Origin of the sequence: Amycolatopsis samaneae (genome assembly GCF_039541975.1) — a bacterium.
GTDB lineage: Bacteria > Actinomycetota > Actinomycetes > Mycobacteriales > Pseudonocardiaceae > Amycolatopsis > Amycolatopsis samaneae.
In genome coordinates, this window is the sequence record NZ_BAABHG010000016.1 from 187,947 (window position 1) to 206,329 (window position 18,383).

Here is an 18,383-nt window from a genome sequence, read left to right on the forward strand (position 1 = left end):
GATGCCGATCCGCACCAACCGCGGCCGCGCCGCGGTCTACCGCCGCCTGTGGGGCTGGCCGCTGCGCTCGCCGCGGCACCTGATCGGCACGCTGGTGTTCCTGGCCATCCTGCTGACCACGCTCGGCGTCGCGCTGCCGAAACTCGTCGGAAAGCCCGCCGCCACCGCCGCGCCGGGGCCAGGGGGGACCTCGGCCTCGGCCAGGCCGGGACCCGGTATCGCGGTGACCCCCACCGGAACGGCCACGCTGCCCACCCGGCTGACCGGCCCGCAGGGCACCCCGTCCACGGCCCCGCCCAGCCCGGAGGCGATCAAGGTCGCGAAGGACTGGGCGGCCGCCTGGGTCAATCACCCCAACGGGATCACGAACGCACAGTGGCTGGAGGGCCTGCGCCCCTACACCACCGAGGAATACCTGCCGGTGATGTCCACTGTGGACCCGGCGAACATCCCGGCGGCGAAGGTCACCGGTGAACCCACGGTCACGACGTCGCACCCCAGCTCGCTGAAGCTGGTGGTCCCCACCGACGGTCCGAAACTGTCCATCACCGTGCGGAACACCCCCACGGGCTGGCGCGTTTCGGACTACGACCAGGCGAGCTGAGCCGATGCGTCTCGGACTGTTGATCGGTGCGCTGATCACCGTGGTCTTCACCGCGGTGATCACCACCAACGTCGTGGCCAAGGTCGTGTCCGACCAGCAGGCCGCGGCGGCGGGCGGCGTCGTCAACACCAGCTGCGACGCCTCGCTCGGCCCCACCCAGCCGGGCACCGGCGACGGCGCCACCGACGCGGGCAGGCTCAACGAGGAACAGCGCGGGATCGTCGCGCAGATCATCGCGATCGGCAAGCAGCGCAACCTCGCCCCGCGCGCCTGGCAGGTCGCGATCCAGGCCGGGATGACCGAGTCCGGCCTGCGCAACCTCAACTACGGCGACCGCGACTCACTGGGCATCTTCCAGATGCGGCCCTCGATGAACTGGGGCTCGGTCGCCGAGGTCACCAACATCCAGTACGCGATCAACAAGTTCTTCGACGTGCTGAAGGCGGTGCCGGACTGGGAGAACCGCCGTCCCGGCGACGCCGCGCAGGCCGTGGAGCGCTCCGGCTTCCCGGACCGCTACCACAAATGGGAGCCGATGGCGGCGCACCTGGTGCAGAACCTCGGCCAGGTCACCGACGTGTCCGGCTGCGGCCAGGGCATGGGCGCGCTGGTCCCGGCCAGCCAGGCCGCCGCGCAGGCGATCAAGTTCGCGCTCGGCGAGCAGGGCAAGCCCTACCTCTGGGGCGGCAACGGCCCGGACGCCTGGGACTGCTCGGGGCTGATGAAGGCCGCCTACAAGTCCGCCGGGATCGTCCTCCCACGCGTGGCGTCGGACCAGTACAAAGCGGGCGCGATGATCCCGATCAAGGACGCGCAGCCCGGTGACCTGGTCTTCCTCGCCACCGACATCGCGGACCCGGTGAGCATCCACCACGTCGCGATGTACCTGGGCGACGGCAAGATCGTCGAGGCGCAGCAGGACGGCGTGCCCGTGCACATCCGGCCGTTCAAGTTCACCGAGGCCGAAGTCGTCCCGCAGGCTGTCCGACCCGGCGTTTAGCATGGTCTGCGGAGCCACGGGCTCTTGACACCGACCGGGGTGGACGGGAGAGCCTGGCAACGCGTCAGGCCCGGATCCGCGCGAGTGGGGCCGTTTCACCCGACGTCGCGGCCAATCCATCGGCGCGCGGCCGCGCACTGACAGAGGATGAAGACGTGGCACGGAAATTCGGCAAGCGAGGCAAGGCGCCGGCGGACACCGGCGGCCAGGACCCGAGCGCGCTGTTCGGCACACCGCAGCCGCCGACACACCAGCGTCCCGCCTCCAGCACCCCGCTGGCCGACCAGCTGACCCAGGGCTGGCCGGGTGTCGACGCGGGCTACGTCGTATTGCCGCGTTCGCTCGCCGAGAACATGTCACTGCCGTGGCAGCAGCAGATGGCCGCGCTGCTGGCGCAGTTCCACCACGAGAACGCGCGCCTCGCGTGGCCGATCTACCGGGTGGTGCCCTCCCGGTACGAACGGCTCGTCGACCTGGACGAGGAACAGCTCGCCGAGGCCGGGTACCTGGTCGAGATGGACGCCGAAGGCGAGATGACCTACCGGGAACGCAGCGGGCGCCGCGTCGAGGACCCGGACAACACCACCGTGCTGGTGTCCTGCCTCGACCCGATTCCCCGGGCCGCCGCGCGTCCGCCCGTGGCCGAGCAGGCGGTCCCGGTGGAGCCGGACCGCGGCCGCGCGCCCGCGCCGATGAACATCGGCCCGGCACCGGTCTGGCGGACCGTTCCCCAGCCGCCCGGGCCGCAGCACGCCGGGCCAGGGCATTCCGGGCCGCCGGGACCTCAGCATTCGGGGCCACCGCATTCGGGGCCACAGCCGTCCGGATCGCACTCCCCGGGGGCCCCGCAGCCGGAACCCCAGCCGCCCGTGCCGCCCTCGTCCGGACCTCAGCCGACCGGGCCGCAGCACCCTGGTGGCCAGCCGTCCGCGACGCCGTCGTCCGGCGTTCAGCAGCCCATGTCGCAGCCGTTCACGGCGCCGCCGTCCGGATTCCCGCCATCGGCGAGCCAACAGCCCGAGCCTCCGCTACCCGGGGTGAACTCGTCGGGAGCGTCGTCCGGGACGCAGGTTCCGGGGGCACCGTTGTTCGAGCCGCTGTCGCCGGGTGGGCAGGTCCCCGGGGCGCAGCCGTCCGGCAACTGGCAGCCTGGAACAGGGCAGCCCGGTAGCCCGCTTCCCGACGCACAGGCGCCCAGGACACCGTCGTCCGGTGTGCCGGTTCCGGGGTTGTCGGGTGCGCAGGCCCTGGACACGCGATCGTCCGGGACACCGCCGCTGGGAGCGTGGACTCCTGGCGGACAATCGTCCGGAAGTCAGTCGGCCGGCGCGGAACAATCCGGTGCGTGGGTGGCCGGAACTCCGCCATCCGGGTCGTCCGCTCCAGGATCGCCGTCGTCGGGTGGGCAGGTTTCCGGAGCGGAGCGGCCTGATGCTCAGCCGCCCGGCACACCGGCTCCCGGGGCGCCCATCTCCGGGCCGGAGACGTCAGGTGCCCAGCGGTCCGGTGCGGGCCAGTTCGGTGCGCAGGCTGTCGGTGCGCAGCCGTCGGATGCGGAGCGGCCTGATACTCAGTCGGCCGACACGCAGGCTTCCGCGCCCCCGTCGTCCGGTGTGCCGGTTCCCGGGTCGGAGCAGTTCAGTACTCGGCTGTCCGGCGCGGAGCAGTTCGGTGCGCGGGCTGCGGAGCCGTCCGGCGGGGCGGAGGCGTCGGGTACGCGGGCTCCCGGAGCGGAGCCGTCCGGCGAGCAGGATCCCGGGAACCAGCAGCCGGGGACACGGCCGACCGCGGGAGCGGAATCGGCTGGGACGCAGGCGCCGGAAGACCGGCTGCCGGACGCTCAGGTGCCCGAGGCGGGGCAGAACGGCGGGCAGGTTCCTGGGACCCGACCGTCCGCGTCGCAGGCTTCGGAAGCGCAGGAGCCCGCGTCGTCACCGTCCGGCCCGCCGTCGATGTCGCGGCCCGCCGACCCGCCGACGGAAAGCCCGAAACAGCCGCCCTTCCCGGTCGAGCCGCCATCCGCGCTGGCACCGGGAAGCGCGCCGTCACAGGTCTGGGGTGCTCCGGCCGAGCCGGGCGCGGGCAGGCGGTGGGCGGCGGTCATCGCGCCCCCGGCGGCCCCGTCCGAGGCCGGGCCCGCGTCGTCCTCGCCCGCTTCCGACGAGGGCACGTCCCCCGCGCCGGAGGAGCCCTCGGCCCAGCAGGCCGACCCCGCGCCCGCGCCGTCGCACGGTCCGGACCAGACACAGCCGGTCCCCGACAAGGTCGTGCGGGACGCGGACGCGGGTACCGGCCCGCCGCCTCTTCCGTCCACATCGGACACCGGAGCCGCCGCCCCGGAGAAGTACGGCTCCGCAGACGAGACGTCGGCATTCGGCGATCCCGGTGTCCGGCCAGGTGCCACCTCGCCCGGCGGCGCCGCCGCGGACGCACGGAACGACACCACCTCGGACCCCGGCACCCTGCCCACGCAGGATCCGGCACCCGCCGTCCGGAACACTCTGGAGCCCGGCGCGGCGCCGCGGCACCCCGAGCCCGGCTCGGATGCGCGGAGCGGCGGCACTCCGCTTCCGGTGTTCCCCGGCCGTGACTCCGCGTATCCGGAGCCACCCGCGCGGCCTCGTACTCCCGCGCTGCCGGTTTTCCCCGGTCAGGGCTCCGTCCCGGTGCCGCCCACGGTGCCCCCGGCGTCGGATCTGCCGGTCTTTCCCGGCCGTGAATCCGCCCCGATGACCCCGCCGTCCCCGGCGCCGGGCACGCCACCGTCCGGCCTGCCGCAGCCGTCGGCCGCGCCGCCTCCGCTGCCGCAGCCCTCCCGCCAGGGGCCCAGCACGGACCGGGGCTGGTTCGACGAGTTCGAAAACGCCCAGGAAGGCGCCCAGAACCAGGAGGTCGCCGAGTTCGGGCCGACCGGGGACCCGACCGAGATCCCCTACCGCTACCGGCGGTGACCGCGGCGGGTTCGTCGTGACAGCGGGCTTCGCCGGTGTCACGCTTGGACCATGGTTAAGGACCCGAACCCCGATCCGGGCTGGTACTACAACACCCGTACGAACGAGGTCGAGCACCTCGAACGCAGCCGCAGCGCCGATCTGCTCGGCCCCTACCCGGACGAGGCGACCGCTCGCCGCGCCCTCGAAATCGCCCGCGAACGCACCCGCTCGGCCGACGCGGCCGACGCCGCCTGGAACGACGACTGACACCGCCTCACCACCGCCGAAAGCGGAGCAAGGGACCTTTGCTACCGCCGGACGGGAGCGAGGGACCTTTACTGTCGCCGGACGGGAGCAAGGGACCTTTGCTCTCGTTGGTTAGCGCACTAATCGATCGCGCGCCACCGGACGCTAGCAAAGGTCCCTTGCTTCACCTCAGGCGTTGTCGCGGGGCTCAGGCGTCCTGGGTGGCCAGCGCGGGCGGAGCGAGCACGAAGCCGGGGTCGACCTGCTCGGCGAGGTCGGCTCCGGCGCGGCCGCTGCCCCAGGCGCGCGCGTTGCGCAGGTGGAACTCAACGCCCTGGCGCTGGTACCGCGCCCAGTCGCGCTGCTCGGCGTCCACGGTCGCGAGCATCGCGTCCAGGGTGGCCAGGTTGTGCGGTTCGAGTTCGCCGATCGGCCGCGTGGTACCCCGCTCGGCGGCCCGTACGTGCCGCGAGTTCTCCAGCCAGCCCAGCAGCGCCTCGCCGACCTGCTCGCGCAGGAAGTCGACGTCTTCGGCGTCGGTCACCTTGTTGCCGACCACCACGAGCCGCACCCCGAAGTCGCGCGCGTAGTCCGCGTACTGCCGGTACACGCCGACGCTGCGCACGGTCGGTTCGCACACCAGGAACGTCACGTCGAACCGCGTGAACAGCCCGGAGGCGAACGCGTCGGCCCCGGCGGTCATGTCCATGACGACGTATTCGCCCTCGACGTCGATCATGTGGTTGAGCAGCAGTTCGGCCGCGCCGACCTTGGAGTGGTAGCAGGCGACGCCCAGATCGTCCTCGTCGAACTGCCCGGTGACACCGAGCCGCACGCCGCCGAGCTGCCGGAAGCAGGCCTCGGTGATCGGGTTGTCCTCGAACGGGGTGACCAGCCGCGAACCGCGGCCGGGCGGCGTGGTCTTGATCATCACCGCGACGTCGGGGACACGCGGGTTGTCACCGCGCAGGTACTCCTTGATCAGCGCCATGTTGTCGCCCAGCGTCGGCCAGGCCAGCGCTTCCTCCTCGGTCGCGCCCAGCGCCACCGCGAGGTGCTGGTTGATGTCGGCGTCGATCGCCAGTACCGGCTTGCCGGTGGCGGCGAGGTGCGCGACGAACAGGGACGACAGGGTGGTCTTTCCGCTCCCGCCCTTGCCGACGAACGCGATCTTCACGGCCGGACCCTTTCTGAAGATGGTATCGGTTTTCATTGCATACAGGGGGTCAACGTACACCCGTCCGGCCGCGCCCGAACGGGCGATCACGGTGCCGGGTGCGGGATAGTGTTGTGTGGTGCCTCCACTCGTGATCAGGACACCTGCGGCCGGAGGGGATTTCGCCCGCCTCCGGGCGGAGTTCGTGCTGCCGGAGTCGTTCGGCCCGGACGTCCTCGCCGAGGCGGAGGCCGCCGTCCTCGATCCGCTCGCCTCCGCCGCGGCGCGGGAGGACGCCACGCACCTGCCGTTGGTCACCATCGACCCGCCGGGCTCGAAGGACCTCGACCAGGCCGTGCTGATCGAGCGGACCCGTGCCGGGTTCCGCGTGCACTACGCCATCGCCGACCTCGCCGCGTTCGTCCGGCCAGGGGGCGCGCTCGACCGCGAATCGCGCCGCCGCGGCCAGACGATGTACCTGCCCGACGGCAACGTCCCGCTGCACCCGCCGGTGCTGTCCGAGGGCGCCGCGAGCCTGTTGCCCGGCGAGATCCGGCCCGCGGTGCTGTGGACGATCGAGACCGACGGCATCGGGGAGCCGACGGCGACGACCGTCCGCCGCGCGCTGGTGCGATCCACCGAGCAGTTCGACTACGAGACCGTGCAGGCCGCGCTCGACGCGGGCACCCCGCACCCCTCGGTGGCGGCGTTGCCCGAGATCGGCAGGCTGCGCCGGGAGCTGGCGATCCGGCGCGGCGCGATCGAGCTGCAACTGCCCGAGCAGGAGATCAACGGCGATCCCGACGGCGGCTGGGCGCTGGCCCAGCGCCCGCGCAACTCCGTCGAGGGCTGGAACGCGGAGATCTCGCTGCTCACCGGGATGGCCGCGGCGAAGATCATGATCGAGGCCGGGGTCGGGGTGCTGCGGACGCTGCCCGATCCGGACGGAACCGCGGTCGAGTGGCTGCGCCGCTCCGCCGACGCCCTCGGCATCGCCTGGCCCGCGGAGGCCACCGTTTCGGAGTTCCTCGCCACGCTCGATCCCGGGAAACCCGCGTCGATGGCGCTCTACGCCGACACGACGCGCCTGCTGCGCGGCGCCGGGTACACCGCGTTCGACGGGGAACTGCCCGCGCTGACCACGCACGCCGGGATCGGTGGCGCGTACGCGCACGTGACCGCGCCGATCCGGCGACTGGTCGACCGGTTCGCGACGGAGATCTGCCTCGCGGTCACCGCGGGGCGCGAGGTGCCGGGCTGGGTCCGGGCCGCGCTCGGCGAGGTACCCGAGCTGATGACCGCGTCCGACCTGCTCGCCGCGAGGGTCGAACGCGCCTGCATCGACCAGGTCGAGGCGTGGGTGCTCGCCGAGCGCGTCGGCGGCGAGTTCGGCGCGGTCGTGCTGCGTGCCGAGGAGACCAGGGCCGAGATCCTGGTGGAGGATCCGCCGGTGATGGCGAAGTGCGCCGGGGAGAAGTTCCCCGAGGGCGAGCGGATCGCCGTGCGGCTGACCGCGGTCGACGTCGAGAAACGGAAGGTGTCGTTCGAGCGGGCATGAGCGAGGCGATCGCATGAGGCTGGAACTGTTCGACGATCTGGGGGAGACGGTCCCGCTGGAGGGGCCGCCCTCCCGTGTCGTGTCGCTGGTTCCCTCGCTGACCGAAGCCGTCGAGGTGAGCGCGCCGGGGCTGCTGGCGGGGGCGACCGACTACTGCACCCATCCGTCCACTGTGGACGTACCGAGGGTCGGCGGTTCCAAGTACCCGAAACTGGACCGTGTCCTGGATCTGCGGCCGGACCTGGTGCTCGCCAACTCCGAGGAGAACCGGCCGGAGGACGTGGCCCGGCTGCGTGCCAACGGTGTCCCGGTGTGGGTGATGGCCGCCGCCGCGACGGTGCCCGCCGCGCTCGGCTCGCTGCGCCGCCTGCTCACCCAGGCCTACCGGCTCGACGAACCGGACTGGCTGGTCGAGTCCGAGGAGGTGTGGCGCGAGGTCGCGCCCGTGCGCTTCCGCGCGGTGGTGCCGGTGTGGCGGAAGCCGTGGATCGTGCTCGGCCGGGAGACCTTCGGCGGTGACGTGCTGCGCCGGATCGGCGTCGCCAACGTCTACGACCACGATCCGGAGCGCTATCCGCGCCCGGACATCGAGGAACTCCGCGCCCACTTCACCGCCGACGCGGACCTGCTCGTGCTCCCCGACGAGCCGTACGAGTTCACCGCCGACGACGGGCCCGAGGCGTTCCCGGGAGCGCCGTACGCGCTGGTCTCCGGCCGCCACCTCACCTGGTACGGCCCGTCGCTCGTCGAGGCCCACGCGTCGCTCACGGCCGCGCTCGAAGGTCCGTGAATGCCACATTGAGGGACTCAGAGTCCCTCAATGTGGCATTCACGGAGCGCCTTGACCTGCGGAAAGAGAGCAAGGGACCTTTGCTAGCGTTGGTTAGTACGCTAATCGATCGCGCGCCACCGGACGAGAGCAAAGGTCCCTTGCTCCTCCTCCGGACGCCGGTAAGGCCACCTTGAGGGACTCAGACGCTCTCAAGGTGGCCTTCAGAGACCGTCCCCGAGAATCAGAGCGTCAGGCCGGTCAGCACCGTGACGCGCTCTTCGGTGAAGTCGGCCATCGCCGAGGCCGGGCCCTCCCGCCCGACGCCGGAGTCCTTGACCCCGCCGTAGGGCATCTGGTCGGCCCGGAAGCTCGGCACGTCGCCGACCAGCACGCCGCCGACCGCCAGCCGCGCGGAGACGTCGAACGCGGTCGGCAGGTCGCGGGTGAACACGCCCGCCTGCAACCCGAACCGCGACGCGTTGATCAGCCGCACACCCTCGTCCACCGACGAAACCCGCGTCAGCGACACCACCGGCCCGAACACCTCCTCGGCCATCACCGAGGCGTCCTCCGGCACGTCCGTGAGCACCGTCGGCTCCACGGTCGCGCCGTCGCGGGCGCCGCCGGCGAGCAGCGAGCCCCCAGCCGCGACCGCGTCGGAGACCCACGACTCCACGCGCGCGGCGGCGGCGGTGTTGATCAGCGGGCCGACGTCGACGCCGTCCGCGCGCGGGTCGCCGGTGCCCAGGGCGCGCACCTGCTCCAGCACCTTCTCCTGAAGCGCGTCAAAGACGTCCGCGTGCGCGTACACGCGCTGCACCGAGATGCACGACTGCCCGGCCTGGTACATCGCGAACGTCGCGATGCGCTGCGCCGCGAAGTCCAGGTCCGTCCAATCGGGACAGACGAGCACGGCCGCGTTCCCGCCCAGCTCCAGCGCGACGTGCTTGCGCGGCACGCTGTCGCGGATGCCCCAGCCGACCGGCACTGAGCCGGTGAACGACACGACCGGCAGCCGGGGATCGGCCACCAGCGCGGCCGCGGCCTCGTTGTCGGTCGGCAGGATCGACCAGCTCCCGGCGGGCAGGTCCGTCTCCGCGAGGATCTCGCCGAGCGCCAGCGCGGTCAGCGGCGTCGCGGGCGCGGGCTTGAGCACGATCGGCGCGCCGACCGCGATCGCGGGGGCGACCTTGTGCGCCACCAGGTTCAGCGGGAAGTTGAACGGCGTGATGCCCAGCACCGGCCCGCGCGGCACCCGCCGGACGAGCGCGAGCCGCCCGGTCCCGCCGGGGTCGGTGTCCAGCCGCTGCAACTCGCCGGAGAAGCGCCGCGCCTCCTCGGCGGCCCACCGGAACGTCGACACCGCGCGCCCGACCTCGCCGCGCGCCCACTTCAGCGGCTTGCCCGACTCGGCCGTGATCAGCCGAGCCAGCTCTTCGGACCGCTCACCCAAGGTTCGGGACACGTGGTCCAACGCGCTCGCCCGGACGTGCGCGGGCAGCGTCGCGAACTCCTCGGCGACGTCGTGCGCGGCCTGAACCGCGGTCTCGATGTCCGAAGAGGACGGTACGAAGTGGACACCGGCCTCGCTGTCGTCGAAGGAGTGCCGGACGACGGCGGTCTGCTCGCTCGTCACCGGTTTCCCGGCGACCCAGAACGGAACGGTGGTGGTGCTCATCGCGAGGCCTCCAGGCGAACGGCGTATTCGAGTACGGAAAGGCCCTCGTCGAGCAGGTCGTTCGAGAGCGAAAGCGGCGGGAGCAGCCGGACGACGTTGCCGTACGTGCCACAGGTCAGCACCACGACACCGGCGGCGTGGCAGGTCTTCACGACGCGCTGGGTCGCCGCGGCGTCCGGCTCGTTCGTGCCCGGCTTGACGAACTCCGCGGCGAGCATCGCGCCGCGTCCCCGGACGTCGCCGATGATCCCGGTCTCCTCCGCCAGCGCGCGCAGCCGCGGGAGCACCGTGTGCTCGACGCGTCGCGCCGAGTCGGCCAGGTTTTCCGCGCGCATCGTCTCGATCGAGCCGAGCGCGGCGGCGCAGGCGATCGGGTTACCGCCGTAGGTGCCGCCGAGCCCGCCCGGCGCGACGGCGTCGAGCAGTTCGGCGCGGCCGGTCACCGCGGCCAGCGGCAGCCCGCCCGCGATGCCCTTGGCCGTGGCGACGAGGTCCGGCACGACCTCTTCGTGCGAGGAGGCGAACCACTCGCCGGTGCGGCAGAACCCGGTCTGCACCTCGTCGGCGACGAACACCACGCCGTTCTCGGTGCACCAGCGCGAGAGTGCGGGCAGGAATCCCGGCGCCGGCTCGATGAACCCGCCCTCGCCCTGGATCGGCTCGATGACCACGGCCGCGACCTGGTCGCCGCCGATCTGCTTGGCGATCCGGTCGATCGCGATCCGCGCGGCCTCCTCGCCGGACAGCCCGTCGCGGTAGGGGTACGAGCCCGGCACGCGGTAGACCTCCGGCGCGAACGGGCCGAATCCGTGCTTGTACGGCACGGACTTCGCGGTCAGCGCCATGGTGAGGTTGGTGCGGCCGTGGTAGGCGTGGTCGAACACCACGACGGCCTGGCGGCCGGTGGCCACGCGGGCGATCTTCACCGCGTTCTCCACCGCCTCGGCGCCGGAGTTGAACAGCACCGACTTCTTCGCGTGGTCGCCGGGCGTGAGCTCCGCCAGCGCCTCGCACACCTCCACGTAGCCCTCGTACGGGGTCACCATGAAGCACGTGTGCGTGAACCAGCACGCCTGCTTGCGGACGCGGTCCACCACCGCGGGCGCGGAGTGGCCGACGCTGGTCACCGCGATCCCGGAGCCGAGGTCGATCAGCACGTTGCCGTCGGCGTCGGTGAGCAGCCCGCCGCTGGCCGAGGTGATGTAGGCGGGCAACACGGAACTGACCCCGGCGGCCACCGCGGCGCCGCGGCGTTCCTGCAACTCCCGCGAGGCGGGGCCGGGGATCTCGGTGCGCAGCCTGCGTTGCTGGGGTGCCGGGGCCTGGGGCCCGGCCTCGGTGACGGTCACGGCGGAACTCCTGCGTCGCGGGGATGGGTGCGTCCTCAGGATGAGTCCCCGAGGTCCCGTCGTCAGCTGGCCGAACTGTCCAATTTGAGCGGTAGAATTGGACACTATGGCACTCACCCTGCGCGACCTGGCCGCCGAGCGCGCGCTCGGCCTGCGCGTGCTGGCCGGGGAAGCCGCCCTCGACCGGCCGATCGGCTGGGTGCACCCGACCGAGCTGCTCGATCCACGCGCCTTCCTCGAAGGCGGCGAACTGCTGCTGACCACGGGGCTCGCGCTGGACGAGCGAACCTCGCCCGGCTACGCCCGCGGGCTGGTCGACGCGGGTGCCGCCGGGCTCGGCTTCGGCATCGGGCTGAGCCACGAGCGGGTGCCGGACGCGCTGGTCGGCGCCGCCGCCGAGATCGGGCTGCCGGTGCTGGAGGTGCCGCGGCGGACCCCGTTCATCGCGATCACCCGCGCCGTCTCCCGCGCGGTGGCCGCCGACGAGTACGCCGCGCTGGTCCGCACCGAACGCGGGCAGCAGGAGCTGACCCGCACCGCGGTCGGGAAGTCGGGGGTGGGCGGGGTCGTGCGCAGGCTGGCCCGGCTCGTCGACGGCTGGGTGCTGCTCTTCGACGCCTCGGGCTCCGTCGTCGAGGCCGCCCCGTCCTCGGCACGCGGGCACGCCGGGGAACTGCGTGCCGAGCTGGACCGGCTCCGGGCGGGGACGCGGCTGACCGCGCTGGGGGAGTACGAGGTCGCGCTGCAGACGCTCGACACCCGGACCCGCGGTGTGCTCGCGGTGGGCACCGACGGGCCGCTCGACACCGCGGGCCAGCACATCGTGAACGCCGCGGTGTCCCTGCTTTCCCTTGCCCTGGAACAGAACCGCGCGCAGAGCGCGGCGCTGCGCGACCTGCGCACCGGCCTCGTCGGGCTGCTGGCCGCCGGGCAGGGGGACCTCGCGCTCGGCGTGCTGGCGACGGTGTGGGGCGGCGCGCCGGAGCCACCATGGTCGGTGCTCGCCTTCGCCGGCCAGGCAACCGCGCGGCGGGCACTGCACGACACCCTCGACGCCGACACCGTCGCCGAAAACGTGTTCTTCGCGCATTCGGGATCTTCGGTGCTGGTCTTCGGCGCGGAGGACCGGCGGGACCAGGTGCTCGCCGTCGCGGCCCGGATCGGCGGCCTGCACGCCGGGCTCGTCGAGCGGGTGTCCCTTGTGGACTTCGGGACCGCGGTGGACCGGGCCGAGCACGCGGCGTCGACGGCGCGGGAACGACGCGTCCCGCTCGTCCGGCACGCCGAGCACGTCGGGGCCGAACTGCTGGAGCTGGTCGAACCCGGGGTGGCGCAAGCGTTTGCGGCCAGGATGCTCGCCCCGCTGCGTCAGCACGACGAGACCGGGCGCGGCGAGCTCGTCGCGTCCCTGCGCTGCTGGCTCGAACACCACGGGCAGTGGGACGGCGCCGCCGCGCGCCTCGGCGTGCACCGGCACACCCTCCGCAACCGGATGCGCAAGGTCGAGGAACTCACCGGCCGATCGCTGGATTCCCCGGGTGTCCGCGCCGAACTCTGGCTCGCCCTGCAAGTGTGCTGAAGGACGCCTTCGATGCGTTGGGCGTGCTGAAGGACGCCTTCAGTGCGCTGGATGCACTGAAAGCGTCCTTCAGCACGCGCGGGCCGGGGCTAGCGCGGCCGGAACCCGTCGGTGGCCGCGCGCAACGCCGCCAGCACGCCGGGGTCGTTCACCGCGTGCCCGGCGCCTTCGATCAGGCGCAACCGCGAACCCGGCCACGCGCGATGCAGCGCGTACGCCGTCGCGGGCGGGCAGACGGCGTCGTAGCGGCCCTGCACGATGACACCGGGGATGCCCGCGAGCCTGCCCGCGTCGCGGATGAGCTGTCCCTCTTCGAGCCAGGCGCCATGGCTGAAGTAGTGCAGCGCGAGGCGCGCGAAGGTCAGCGCGAACTTCGGCTCCGAGTACTGGCGGACGAAGGATTCCTGGGGGAACAGGGAAACCGTCGCGCCCTCCCAGACGCTCCAGGCGAGCGCGGCGCGTTCGCGCACCGCGGGATCGGGGTCGTGGACGAGTTCCGCGTACGCGGCGATCGGGTCGTCGCGGCGATCCGCGGGCACCGGCGCCAGGAAGTCTTCCCATTCCTTCGGAAACAGGTTCGCCGCACCGCCGCCGTAGAGCCAGTCGAGCTCACCGCGCCGGACGGTGAACACGCCGCGCAGCACGAGTTCGCTGACCCGCTCGGGGTGTTTCTCGGCGTAGGCGAGCGCGAGTGTCGCGCCCCACGAGCCGCCGAAGACCTGCCACCGGTCGATACCGAGCCGTTCGCGCAGCAGTTCCATGTCCGCGACCAGGTGCCACAGGGTGTTCGTGGCCGGATCGACGCCGTCCTCGCCGATGTGCGGGGTGCTGCGGCCGGCGCCGCGCTGGTCGAACAGGACGATCCGGTAGGCCCCGGGGTCGAAGTGCCGCCGGGTCAGCGGCGCGATTCCGCTGCCGGGTCCGCCGTGCAGGACCACCACGGGCTTGCCGTCCGGGTTGCCCGCCTGCTCGCAGTGGATCCGGTGGCCGTCACCGACGTCGAGCATGCCCTGGGCGTGCGGGGCCAGCGGCGGGTAGAGATCGTCCATGGCCTCACTGTGCCCCAGCGGGACAGTGCGACGAAGGGTGGGGGCCCGCCCCCGCCGCCGGGCTGAGCGGGCCCCCGGTCTTCGATCGCGTCAGCACCCCGCCGTCGGGGTGACGTTCGCGAATCCCTTGCCGGCGTTCGTCGCCTTGTTGCTCGCGCAGACCTTGGTAGTGGCCTGGGCGGCCTTCACGACGTAGTAGCCGTAAGCGCTTTGCGCCCGCGGGTCGGAGACGTTGCCGGAGAAGGTGTTGTTCTGGCCCCAGCCGTCCAGTTGGACGTGCACTTCGAAGCCGCCGTACTCGGCGTCGTGCACGAACACCCTGCTGCCCTTGTTGTCGGCGATCACGTAGTTGTTGCCCTTGATGTCGACGAAGCTGTCGGCGTAGTTCTCCCCGCTCTGACCGGTGCCGTCGAAGGTGTTGCCGCGCAGTTCGCCGCCGGTGGTGCCTTCCTTGACGTCGATGGCCTCGGCCCGCACGTTCGGGCCGATCCTGTTGTCGAGCGCCTTGTTGCGGTCACTGCGGTCGGGCTGCCCGCCGGGCCAGTTGCTCTTGGCGGAGCCGAAGTAGATGCCTTCGCCGTAGCCGCCGTACTCCTTGCCGGTGTCGCTGATCTCGTTGTTCCGCACGACGTTGTCGGTGCTGCCGTGCTGGAAGTGGATGGCCTCGTGCCCGAGACCGGAGACCTTCAGGCCGTCGACCACCGTGTTGTGCACCCCGAGCGCCATCACACCCTTCTGTCCGCCGGTGACCGAGAACCCGGAAAGCGTCCAGTAGCTGCCGGTGAGCTCGAACGTGCGGCCGCCCGACGCGGAGAGCGCCGCGCTGCGCGGGCCGGTCAGCGTGACGCGGCCGCTCGCGGTGCCGCTGCGGGACGCCTTGAAGTTGCCGCTGAACGTGGTGTTCGCGGCGAGCTCGATCGTCGTGCCGGGGGCCACTGTGGACAGTGCGTTCTTCAGCTCCGCGGAGTTCGCGACCTTGACCGTCGCGGCGGACGCGGCCGGGGTGAGCAGGGACAGCAGTACGACGGTTCCTGCCGTGGTGGCCAGAATCCGCTCACGAACACGCATCTCGTTTCTCCCGTTCGAGGGGGCGAAAGGTGGGTATCGCGGCGTGCCGTAGACGCTAGGTCACCCGCCGAACGGTAGTCAAGTACGTGTTTTGCGTTCATGTATATGAACGAGTGAGGGTTCACACGCTCGGTGGGGCCCTTGCCTAGGGCTAACTCGGCGCTCGGTACTTTTCTTTCGGGGAATTGTCCTGGCGTACACCAGAGAGGCCCGGAATGTCCGCGGTTACCTATGTCGAGGCGATTGTCGTCGGCGCTTTGCAAGGGGTGTCGGAATTGTTTCCGGTGTCCAGTCTGGGGCACAGCATCCTGCTGCCCGCGCTGGTCGGCGGGCAATGGGGGCAGGATCTGAGCATCGGCAAGGATTCGCCGTATCTCGCCGTGCTCGTGGCGATGCACGTGGCGACCGCGCTGGCGCTGGTGATCTTCTTCTGGCGCGACTGGGTGCGCATCATCGGCGGGCTGTGGACGTCGATCCGGTACCGCGAGGTCAGCACGGCCGACCAGCGGCTCGCCTGGCTGCTCGTGCTGGCGACGATCCCCGTCGGGCTCGCCGGACTGCTGCTGGAGGGGCTGCTGCGGGACTTCCTCGGCAAGCCGGTCCCGGCTGCGATCTTCCTCGCGCTCAACGGCGGTGTGCTCTACGCCGCCGAGCGCTTCTCCCGGCCCAAAAAGACTGTCGCACCAGCGGATTCGCGATCCGAGAAGACAATCGACTTCTCGGCGGAGGAGACCATCGTGATGCGGGCGGTCTCGGCCGAGGAGGTCGCCGACGTCCGCCTGTCGAAGCTGAGGGTCGGCGAGGCGATACTCATCGGCTCGGCCCAGATCCTGGCGCTGTTCCCCGGCATCAGCCGCTCGGGCATCACCATGGTCGCCGGGTTGCGGCGCGGGCTGAACCACGAGGACGCCGCGCGGTTCGCCTTCCTGCTCGCCACGCCGGTGATCCTCGCGGCCGGTGTGCTGAAGATGCCCTCGCTGTTCCGCCCGGAGAACCACGCTTCACTCGGGCCCGCGCTCGTCGGAAGCGTCGTCGCCGGAATCGCGTCGTACGTCGCTGTCCGTTTTCTGGTGAAATACTTTGAAACGCGCACTTTGACGCCGTTCGCCATTTACTGTGTCGTTGCCGGAATCGGCAGCTTGATCTTTTTCTCGATCTGAACCCGGAGTGTCCGGCAGATGAATAGTAGCGGACACTGGGGTATCGACATCGCAGCGAATTCCGTACTCGAACCGCTCACCGGCGCCCGGCTGGCGACGGCCTGGACCCTCGACGTCCCGGCCGTGGTCGTCGTCCTCGTGCTCGCCGTGCTGTACCTGCGCGCCGCCCGGCGCCAGGAGGGGTGGCCGCCGGGGCGCACCGCGGCGTTCCTCGGCGGGCTGGTCACGATAGTCCTGGTCACCTGCTCGTTCCTCGCGGTGTACGACACGACGTTGTTCTGGACGCGGGCGGTGCAGAACATCGTGCTGCTGATGGTGACGCCGCTGCTGCTGGCGCTGGGCGCCCCGATCACCCTGCTGCTGCGCGCGGTGCCCGTCGCGTGGGCGGACCGGCTGCGGCGGGCCGGACGCGGCCGGGCCGCGCGGATCCTGACCTTCCCGCTCGTGGTCACCGCGATGCTGGCGGCGCCTCCGCTGCTGATCTACCTGAGCCCGCTGTACGGGCTGACGCTGGAATCCTCCATTGTGGACGCGCTGGTCCGGGTGCTGCTGGTGCTCGCGGGGTTCGGCTACTTCTGGACGCGGATCCAGCTCGACCCGACCCCGCGCGGGGACTCGCACCTGGTGTCGGTGTGGATCTCGCTGGCCGAGGTCATCCTCGACGGTGCGCTCGGTCTCGTCCTCTGGCTGGGCCCGCTGCTCGCGCCCGCGCACTACGAGGCGCAGCACCGGACCTGGGGCCCGGAGCCGAGGACCGACCAGATCATCGGCGCCGGTGTGCTGTGGATCGGCGGCGACCTCGCCGGGCTCCCGTTCGTCGGCGCGCTGATCGTCCGCTGGTCCCGTGACGACGAGCGCCGCGCCCGCGAGGTGGACGCGCGCCTGGACGAGGAGGCCGACGCGGGCGAGGCCCCCACGGGCGGCCTGTGGTGGGAGAGCGACCCGGCGCTCGCGGAGAGGTTCCGCCGCCGATGACGACCCCGCCGACGCTGACGCCGGGGCCGCGTCACCGCGGGAGCAAGGGACCTTTGCTCTCGCCGGAGGGGAGCAAGGGACCTTTACTCTCGTTGGTTAGTGCACTAATCGATCGCGCGCCACCAAACGATAGCAAAGGTCCCTTGCTCTCTTTTCGCAGGTCAGGACGCTCCGTGGGGGCCTCCCCGAGGGACTTGGACTCCCTCAGGGCGTCCCCCACGGACCGTCGGGCCCGCTCAGTGGAACTCGTGCTCCGGCGCCGGGAACTCGCCGCGGCGCACCTCATCGGCGAAGGCCGCGGCCGCGCCCGAGAGCGCGCCCGCGAGGTCGGCGTACCGCTTCACGAACCGGGGTGCCTTCCCGCGCCGCAGGCCGGCCATGTCCTGCCAGACCAGCACCTGGGCGTCACAGTCCGAGCCGGCGCCGATGCCGACGGTCGGGATGGCGAGTTCGTGCGTCACGCGCTTCGCGGCCTCCGCGGGCACCATCTCCATCACCACCGCGAACGCCCCGGCCTCCTGCAGCGCCAGCGCGTCGGCGAGCAGCAGCTCCGCCGCTTCGCCGCGCCCCTGCACCCGGTAACCGCCGAGGTTGTGCTCACTTTGCGGGGTGAACCCGATGTGCCCCATCACCGGTACGCCCGCCGAGGTCAGCGCCTCGACGTGCGGGGCGAACCGGCGCCCGCCCTCGAGCTTCACCGCGTGCGCCCTGCCCTCCTTCATGAAGCGCACGGCGGTGGAGAGCGCTTGCTCGGGGGAGAGCTGGTAGGAGCCGAAGGGGAGGTCCGCGACGACCAGCGCCCGCTTCACCGAGCGGGTCACCGAGCGCACGAGCGGGAGCAGTTCGTCCACAGTGACCGGCAGCGAGGTGTCGTAGCCGAAGACGTTGTTGGCCGCGGAATCGCCGACGAGCAGCACCGGGATCCCGGCTTCGTCGAACAACGCGGCGGTGTACATGTCGTAGGCGGTGAGCATCGGCCAGGGCTCGCCCCGCTCCTTGAGCTCACGCAGGTGATGGACGCGAATCTTGCGCACGGGCGCGGAGGGCGCCGGTGCCGGGCCGGTACCGTACGGGGCGGCTACCTCGCCGCTGGAGCCGCCGGATCCGGTGCTGGGGGTAGACATCGTTGTCGACCGTCCTTCCCTCGAGGCCTCGTGCGAGGTCCCCGGGTCGTGGAGTCTGAACGGTCAAAGCGTGACACGCGCCGAGGGCACCCCCAAGGCCGTGCGACCAGCTTCACACGCCCGTGGCGGTGC

Annotated in this window: 15 protein-coding genes; 9 read left to right on the forward strand and 6 right to left on the reverse strand. The window is 71.8% G+C overall.

The window, feature by feature from the left end; genetic code table 11:
* Position 1: 1 nt before the first annotated feature.
* The 4 genes from ABD987_RS35400 (at position 2) to ABD987_RS35415 (ending at position 4,804) form a co-directional block, all read left to right on the forward strand.
* Positions 2 to 604, forward strand: coding sequence for a hypothetical protein (locus tag ABD987_RS35400; protein ID WP_345404516.1), 603 nt, complete (start codon positions 2 to 4; stop codon positions 602 to 604).
* A 4-nt stretch (positions 605 to 608) separates the two neighbouring features.
* Positions 609 to 1,604, forward strand: a complete 996-nt coding sequence (locus ABD987_RS35405; RefSeq protein ID WP_345404519.1) for a C40 family peptidase — start codon at positions 609 to 611, stop codon at positions 1,602 to 1,604.
* A gap of 155 nt (positions 1,605 to 1,759) precedes the next feature.
* Positions 1,760 to 4,555 carry a hypothetical protein gene (locus tag ABD987_RS44645; protein ID WP_378214133.1) on the forward strand — a complete coding sequence of 932 codons (2,796 nt, stop codon included), beginning with the start codon at positions 1,760 to 1,762 and terminating at the stop codon, positions 4,553 to 4,555.
* Between the two features lie 51 nt (positions 4,556 to 4,606).
* Complete coding sequence (locus ABD987_RS35415; RefSeq protein WP_345404522.1) at positions 4,607 to 4,804, forward strand: hypothetical protein; 198 nt, start codon at positions 4,607 to 4,609, stop codon at positions 4,802 to 4,804.
* A gap of 187 nt (positions 4,805 to 4,991) precedes the next feature.
* Here ABD987_RS35415 and ABD987_RS35420 read toward each other — a convergent pair whose 3' ends face one another.
* Complete coding sequence (locus ABD987_RS35420; protein WP_345404525.1) at positions 4,992 to 5,960, reverse strand: ATP-binding protein; 969 nt, start codon at positions 5,958 to 5,960, stop codon at positions 4,992 to 4,994.
* 130 nt (positions 5,961 to 6,090) lie between these two features.
* Here ABD987_RS35420 and ABD987_RS35425 point away from each other — a divergent pair, with 130 nt between their 5' ends.
* Both ABD987_RS35425 and ABD987_RS35430 read left to right on the forward strand, forming a co-directional pair.
* Entirely contained in the window at positions 6,091 to 7,497 is a 1,407-nt protein-coding gene (locus ABD987_RS35425; protein ID WP_345404528.1) for an RNB domain-containing ribonuclease, read from the forward strand.
* Positions 7,498 to 7,510: 13 nt separating this feature from the next.
* Positions 7,511 to 8,287 carry a helical backbone metal receptor gene (locus ABD987_RS35430; RefSeq protein WP_345404531.1) on the forward strand — a complete coding sequence of 259 codons (777 nt, stop codon included), beginning with the start codon at positions 7,511 to 7,513 and terminating at the stop codon, positions 8,285 to 8,287.
* Positions 8,288 to 8,510: 223 nt separating this feature from the next.
* Here ABD987_RS35430 and ABD987_RS35435 read toward each other — a convergent pair whose 3' ends face one another.
* Complete coding sequence (locus ABD987_RS35435) at positions 8,511 to 9,947, reverse strand: aldehyde dehydrogenase family protein (RefSeq protein WP_345404534.1); 1,437 nt, start codon at positions 9,945 to 9,947, stop codon at positions 8,511 to 8,513.
* Positions 9,944 to 11,296 carry a 4-aminobutyrate--2-oxoglutarate transaminase gene (gene gabT, locus ABD987_RS35440; RefSeq protein WP_345404537.1) on the reverse strand — a complete coding sequence of 451 codons (1,353 nt, stop codon included), beginning with the start codon at positions 11,294 to 11,296 and terminating at the stop codon, positions 9,944 to 9,946. The genes ABD987_RS35435 and gabT overlap by 4 nt, the downstream gene beginning before the upstream one ends.
* Before the next feature lie 106 nt (positions 11,297 to 11,402).
* Here gabT and ABD987_RS35445 point away from each other — a divergent pair, with 106 nt between their 5' ends.
* Entirely contained in the window at positions 11,403 to 12,875 is a 1,473-nt protein-coding gene (locus tag ABD987_RS35445; RefSeq protein ID WP_345404540.1) for a PucR family transcriptional regulator, read from the forward strand.
* An 89-nt stretch (positions 12,876 to 12,964) separates the two neighbouring features.
* On the opposite strand, the gene pip is transcribed toward ABD987_RS35445, so the two are convergent.
* Both pip and ABD987_RS35455 read right to left on the reverse strand, forming a co-directional pair.
* Positions 12,965 to 13,924, reverse strand: a complete 960-nt coding sequence (gene pip, locus ABD987_RS35450) for a prolyl aminopeptidase (protein ID WP_345404543.1) — start codon at positions 13,922 to 13,924, stop codon at positions 12,965 to 12,967.
* 90 nt (positions 13,925 to 14,014) lie between these two features.
* A complete protein-coding gene (locus ABD987_RS35455; RefSeq protein WP_345404546.1) occupies positions 14,015 to 14,992 on the reverse strand; it encodes a right-handed parallel beta-helix repeat-containing protein in 978 nt (325 codons plus the stop codon).
* Between the two features lie 215 nt (positions 14,993 to 15,207).
* Here ABD987_RS35455 and ABD987_RS35460 point away from each other — a divergent pair, with 215 nt between their 5' ends.
* Together ABD987_RS35460 and ABD987_RS35465 are read left to right on the forward strand one after the other, a co-directional pair.
* Entirely contained in the window at positions 15,208 to 16,152 is a 945-nt protein-coding gene (locus ABD987_RS35460) for an undecaprenyl-diphosphate phosphatase (RefSeq protein WP_345404549.1), read from the forward strand.
* 18 nt (positions 16,153 to 16,170) lie between these two features.
* A complete protein-coding gene (locus tag ABD987_RS35465) occupies positions 16,171 to 17,127 on the forward strand; it encodes a cytochrome c oxidase assembly protein (protein ID WP_345404552.1) in 957 nt (318 codons plus the stop codon).
* A gap of 236 nt (positions 17,128 to 17,363) precedes the next feature.
* Here ABD987_RS35465 and panB read toward each other — a convergent pair whose 3' ends face one another.
* A complete protein-coding gene (panB, locus tag ABD987_RS35470) occupies positions 17,364 to 18,251 on the reverse strand; it encodes a 3-methyl-2-oxobutanoate hydroxymethyltransferase (protein WP_345404555.1) in 888 nt (295 codons plus the stop codon).
* Positions 18,252 to 18,383 lie beyond the last annotated feature (132 nt).

Excerpts from the sequence above, each read along its gene's own strand:
- ABD987_RS35400 (WP_345404516.1), top strand. The coding sequence starts at position 2 with ATGCCGATCCGCACCAACCGCGGCCGCGCCGCGGTCTACCGCCGCCTG.
- ABD987_RS35405 (WP_345404519.1), top strand. The coding sequence starts at position 609 with ATGCGTCTCGGACTGTTGATCGGTGCGCTGATCACCGTGGTCTTCACC.
- ABD987_RS35415 (WP_345404522.1), top strand. The coding sequence starts at position 4,607 with ATGGTTAAGGACCCGAACCCCGATCCGGGCTGGTACTACAACACCCGT.
- ABD987_RS35430 (WP_345404531.1), top strand. The coding sequence starts at position 7,511 with ATGAGGCTGGAACTGTTCGACGATCTGGGGGAGACGGTCCCGCTGGAG.
- ABD987_RS35435 (WP_345404534.1), bottom strand. The coding sequence starts at position 9,947 with ATGAGCACCACCACCGTTCCGTTCTGGGTCGCCGGGAAACCGGTGACG.
- ABD987_RS35445 (WP_345404540.1), top strand. The coding sequence starts at position 11,403 with ATGGCACTCACCCTGCGCGACCTGGCCGCCGAGCGCGCGCTCGGCCTG.
- pip (WP_345404543.1), bottom strand. The coding sequence starts at position 13,924 with ATGGACGATCTCTACCCGCCGCTGGCCCCGCACGCCCAGGGCATGCTC.
- ABD987_RS35455 (WP_345404546.1), bottom strand. The coding sequence starts at position 14,992 with ATGCGTGTTCGTGAGCGGATTCTGGCCACCACGGCAGGAACCGTCGTA.
- ABD987_RS35460 (WP_345404549.1), top strand. The coding sequence starts at position 15,208 with ATGTCCGCGGTTACCTATGTCGAGGCGATTGTCGTCGGCGCTTTGCAA.
- ABD987_RS35465 (WP_345404552.1), top strand. The coding sequence starts at position 16,171 with ATGAATAGTAGCGGACACTGGGGTATCGACATCGCAGCGAATTCCGTA.
- panB (WP_345404555.1), bottom strand. The coding sequence starts at position 18,251 with ATGTCTACCCCCAGCACCGGATCCGGCGGCTCCAGCGGCGAGGTAGCC.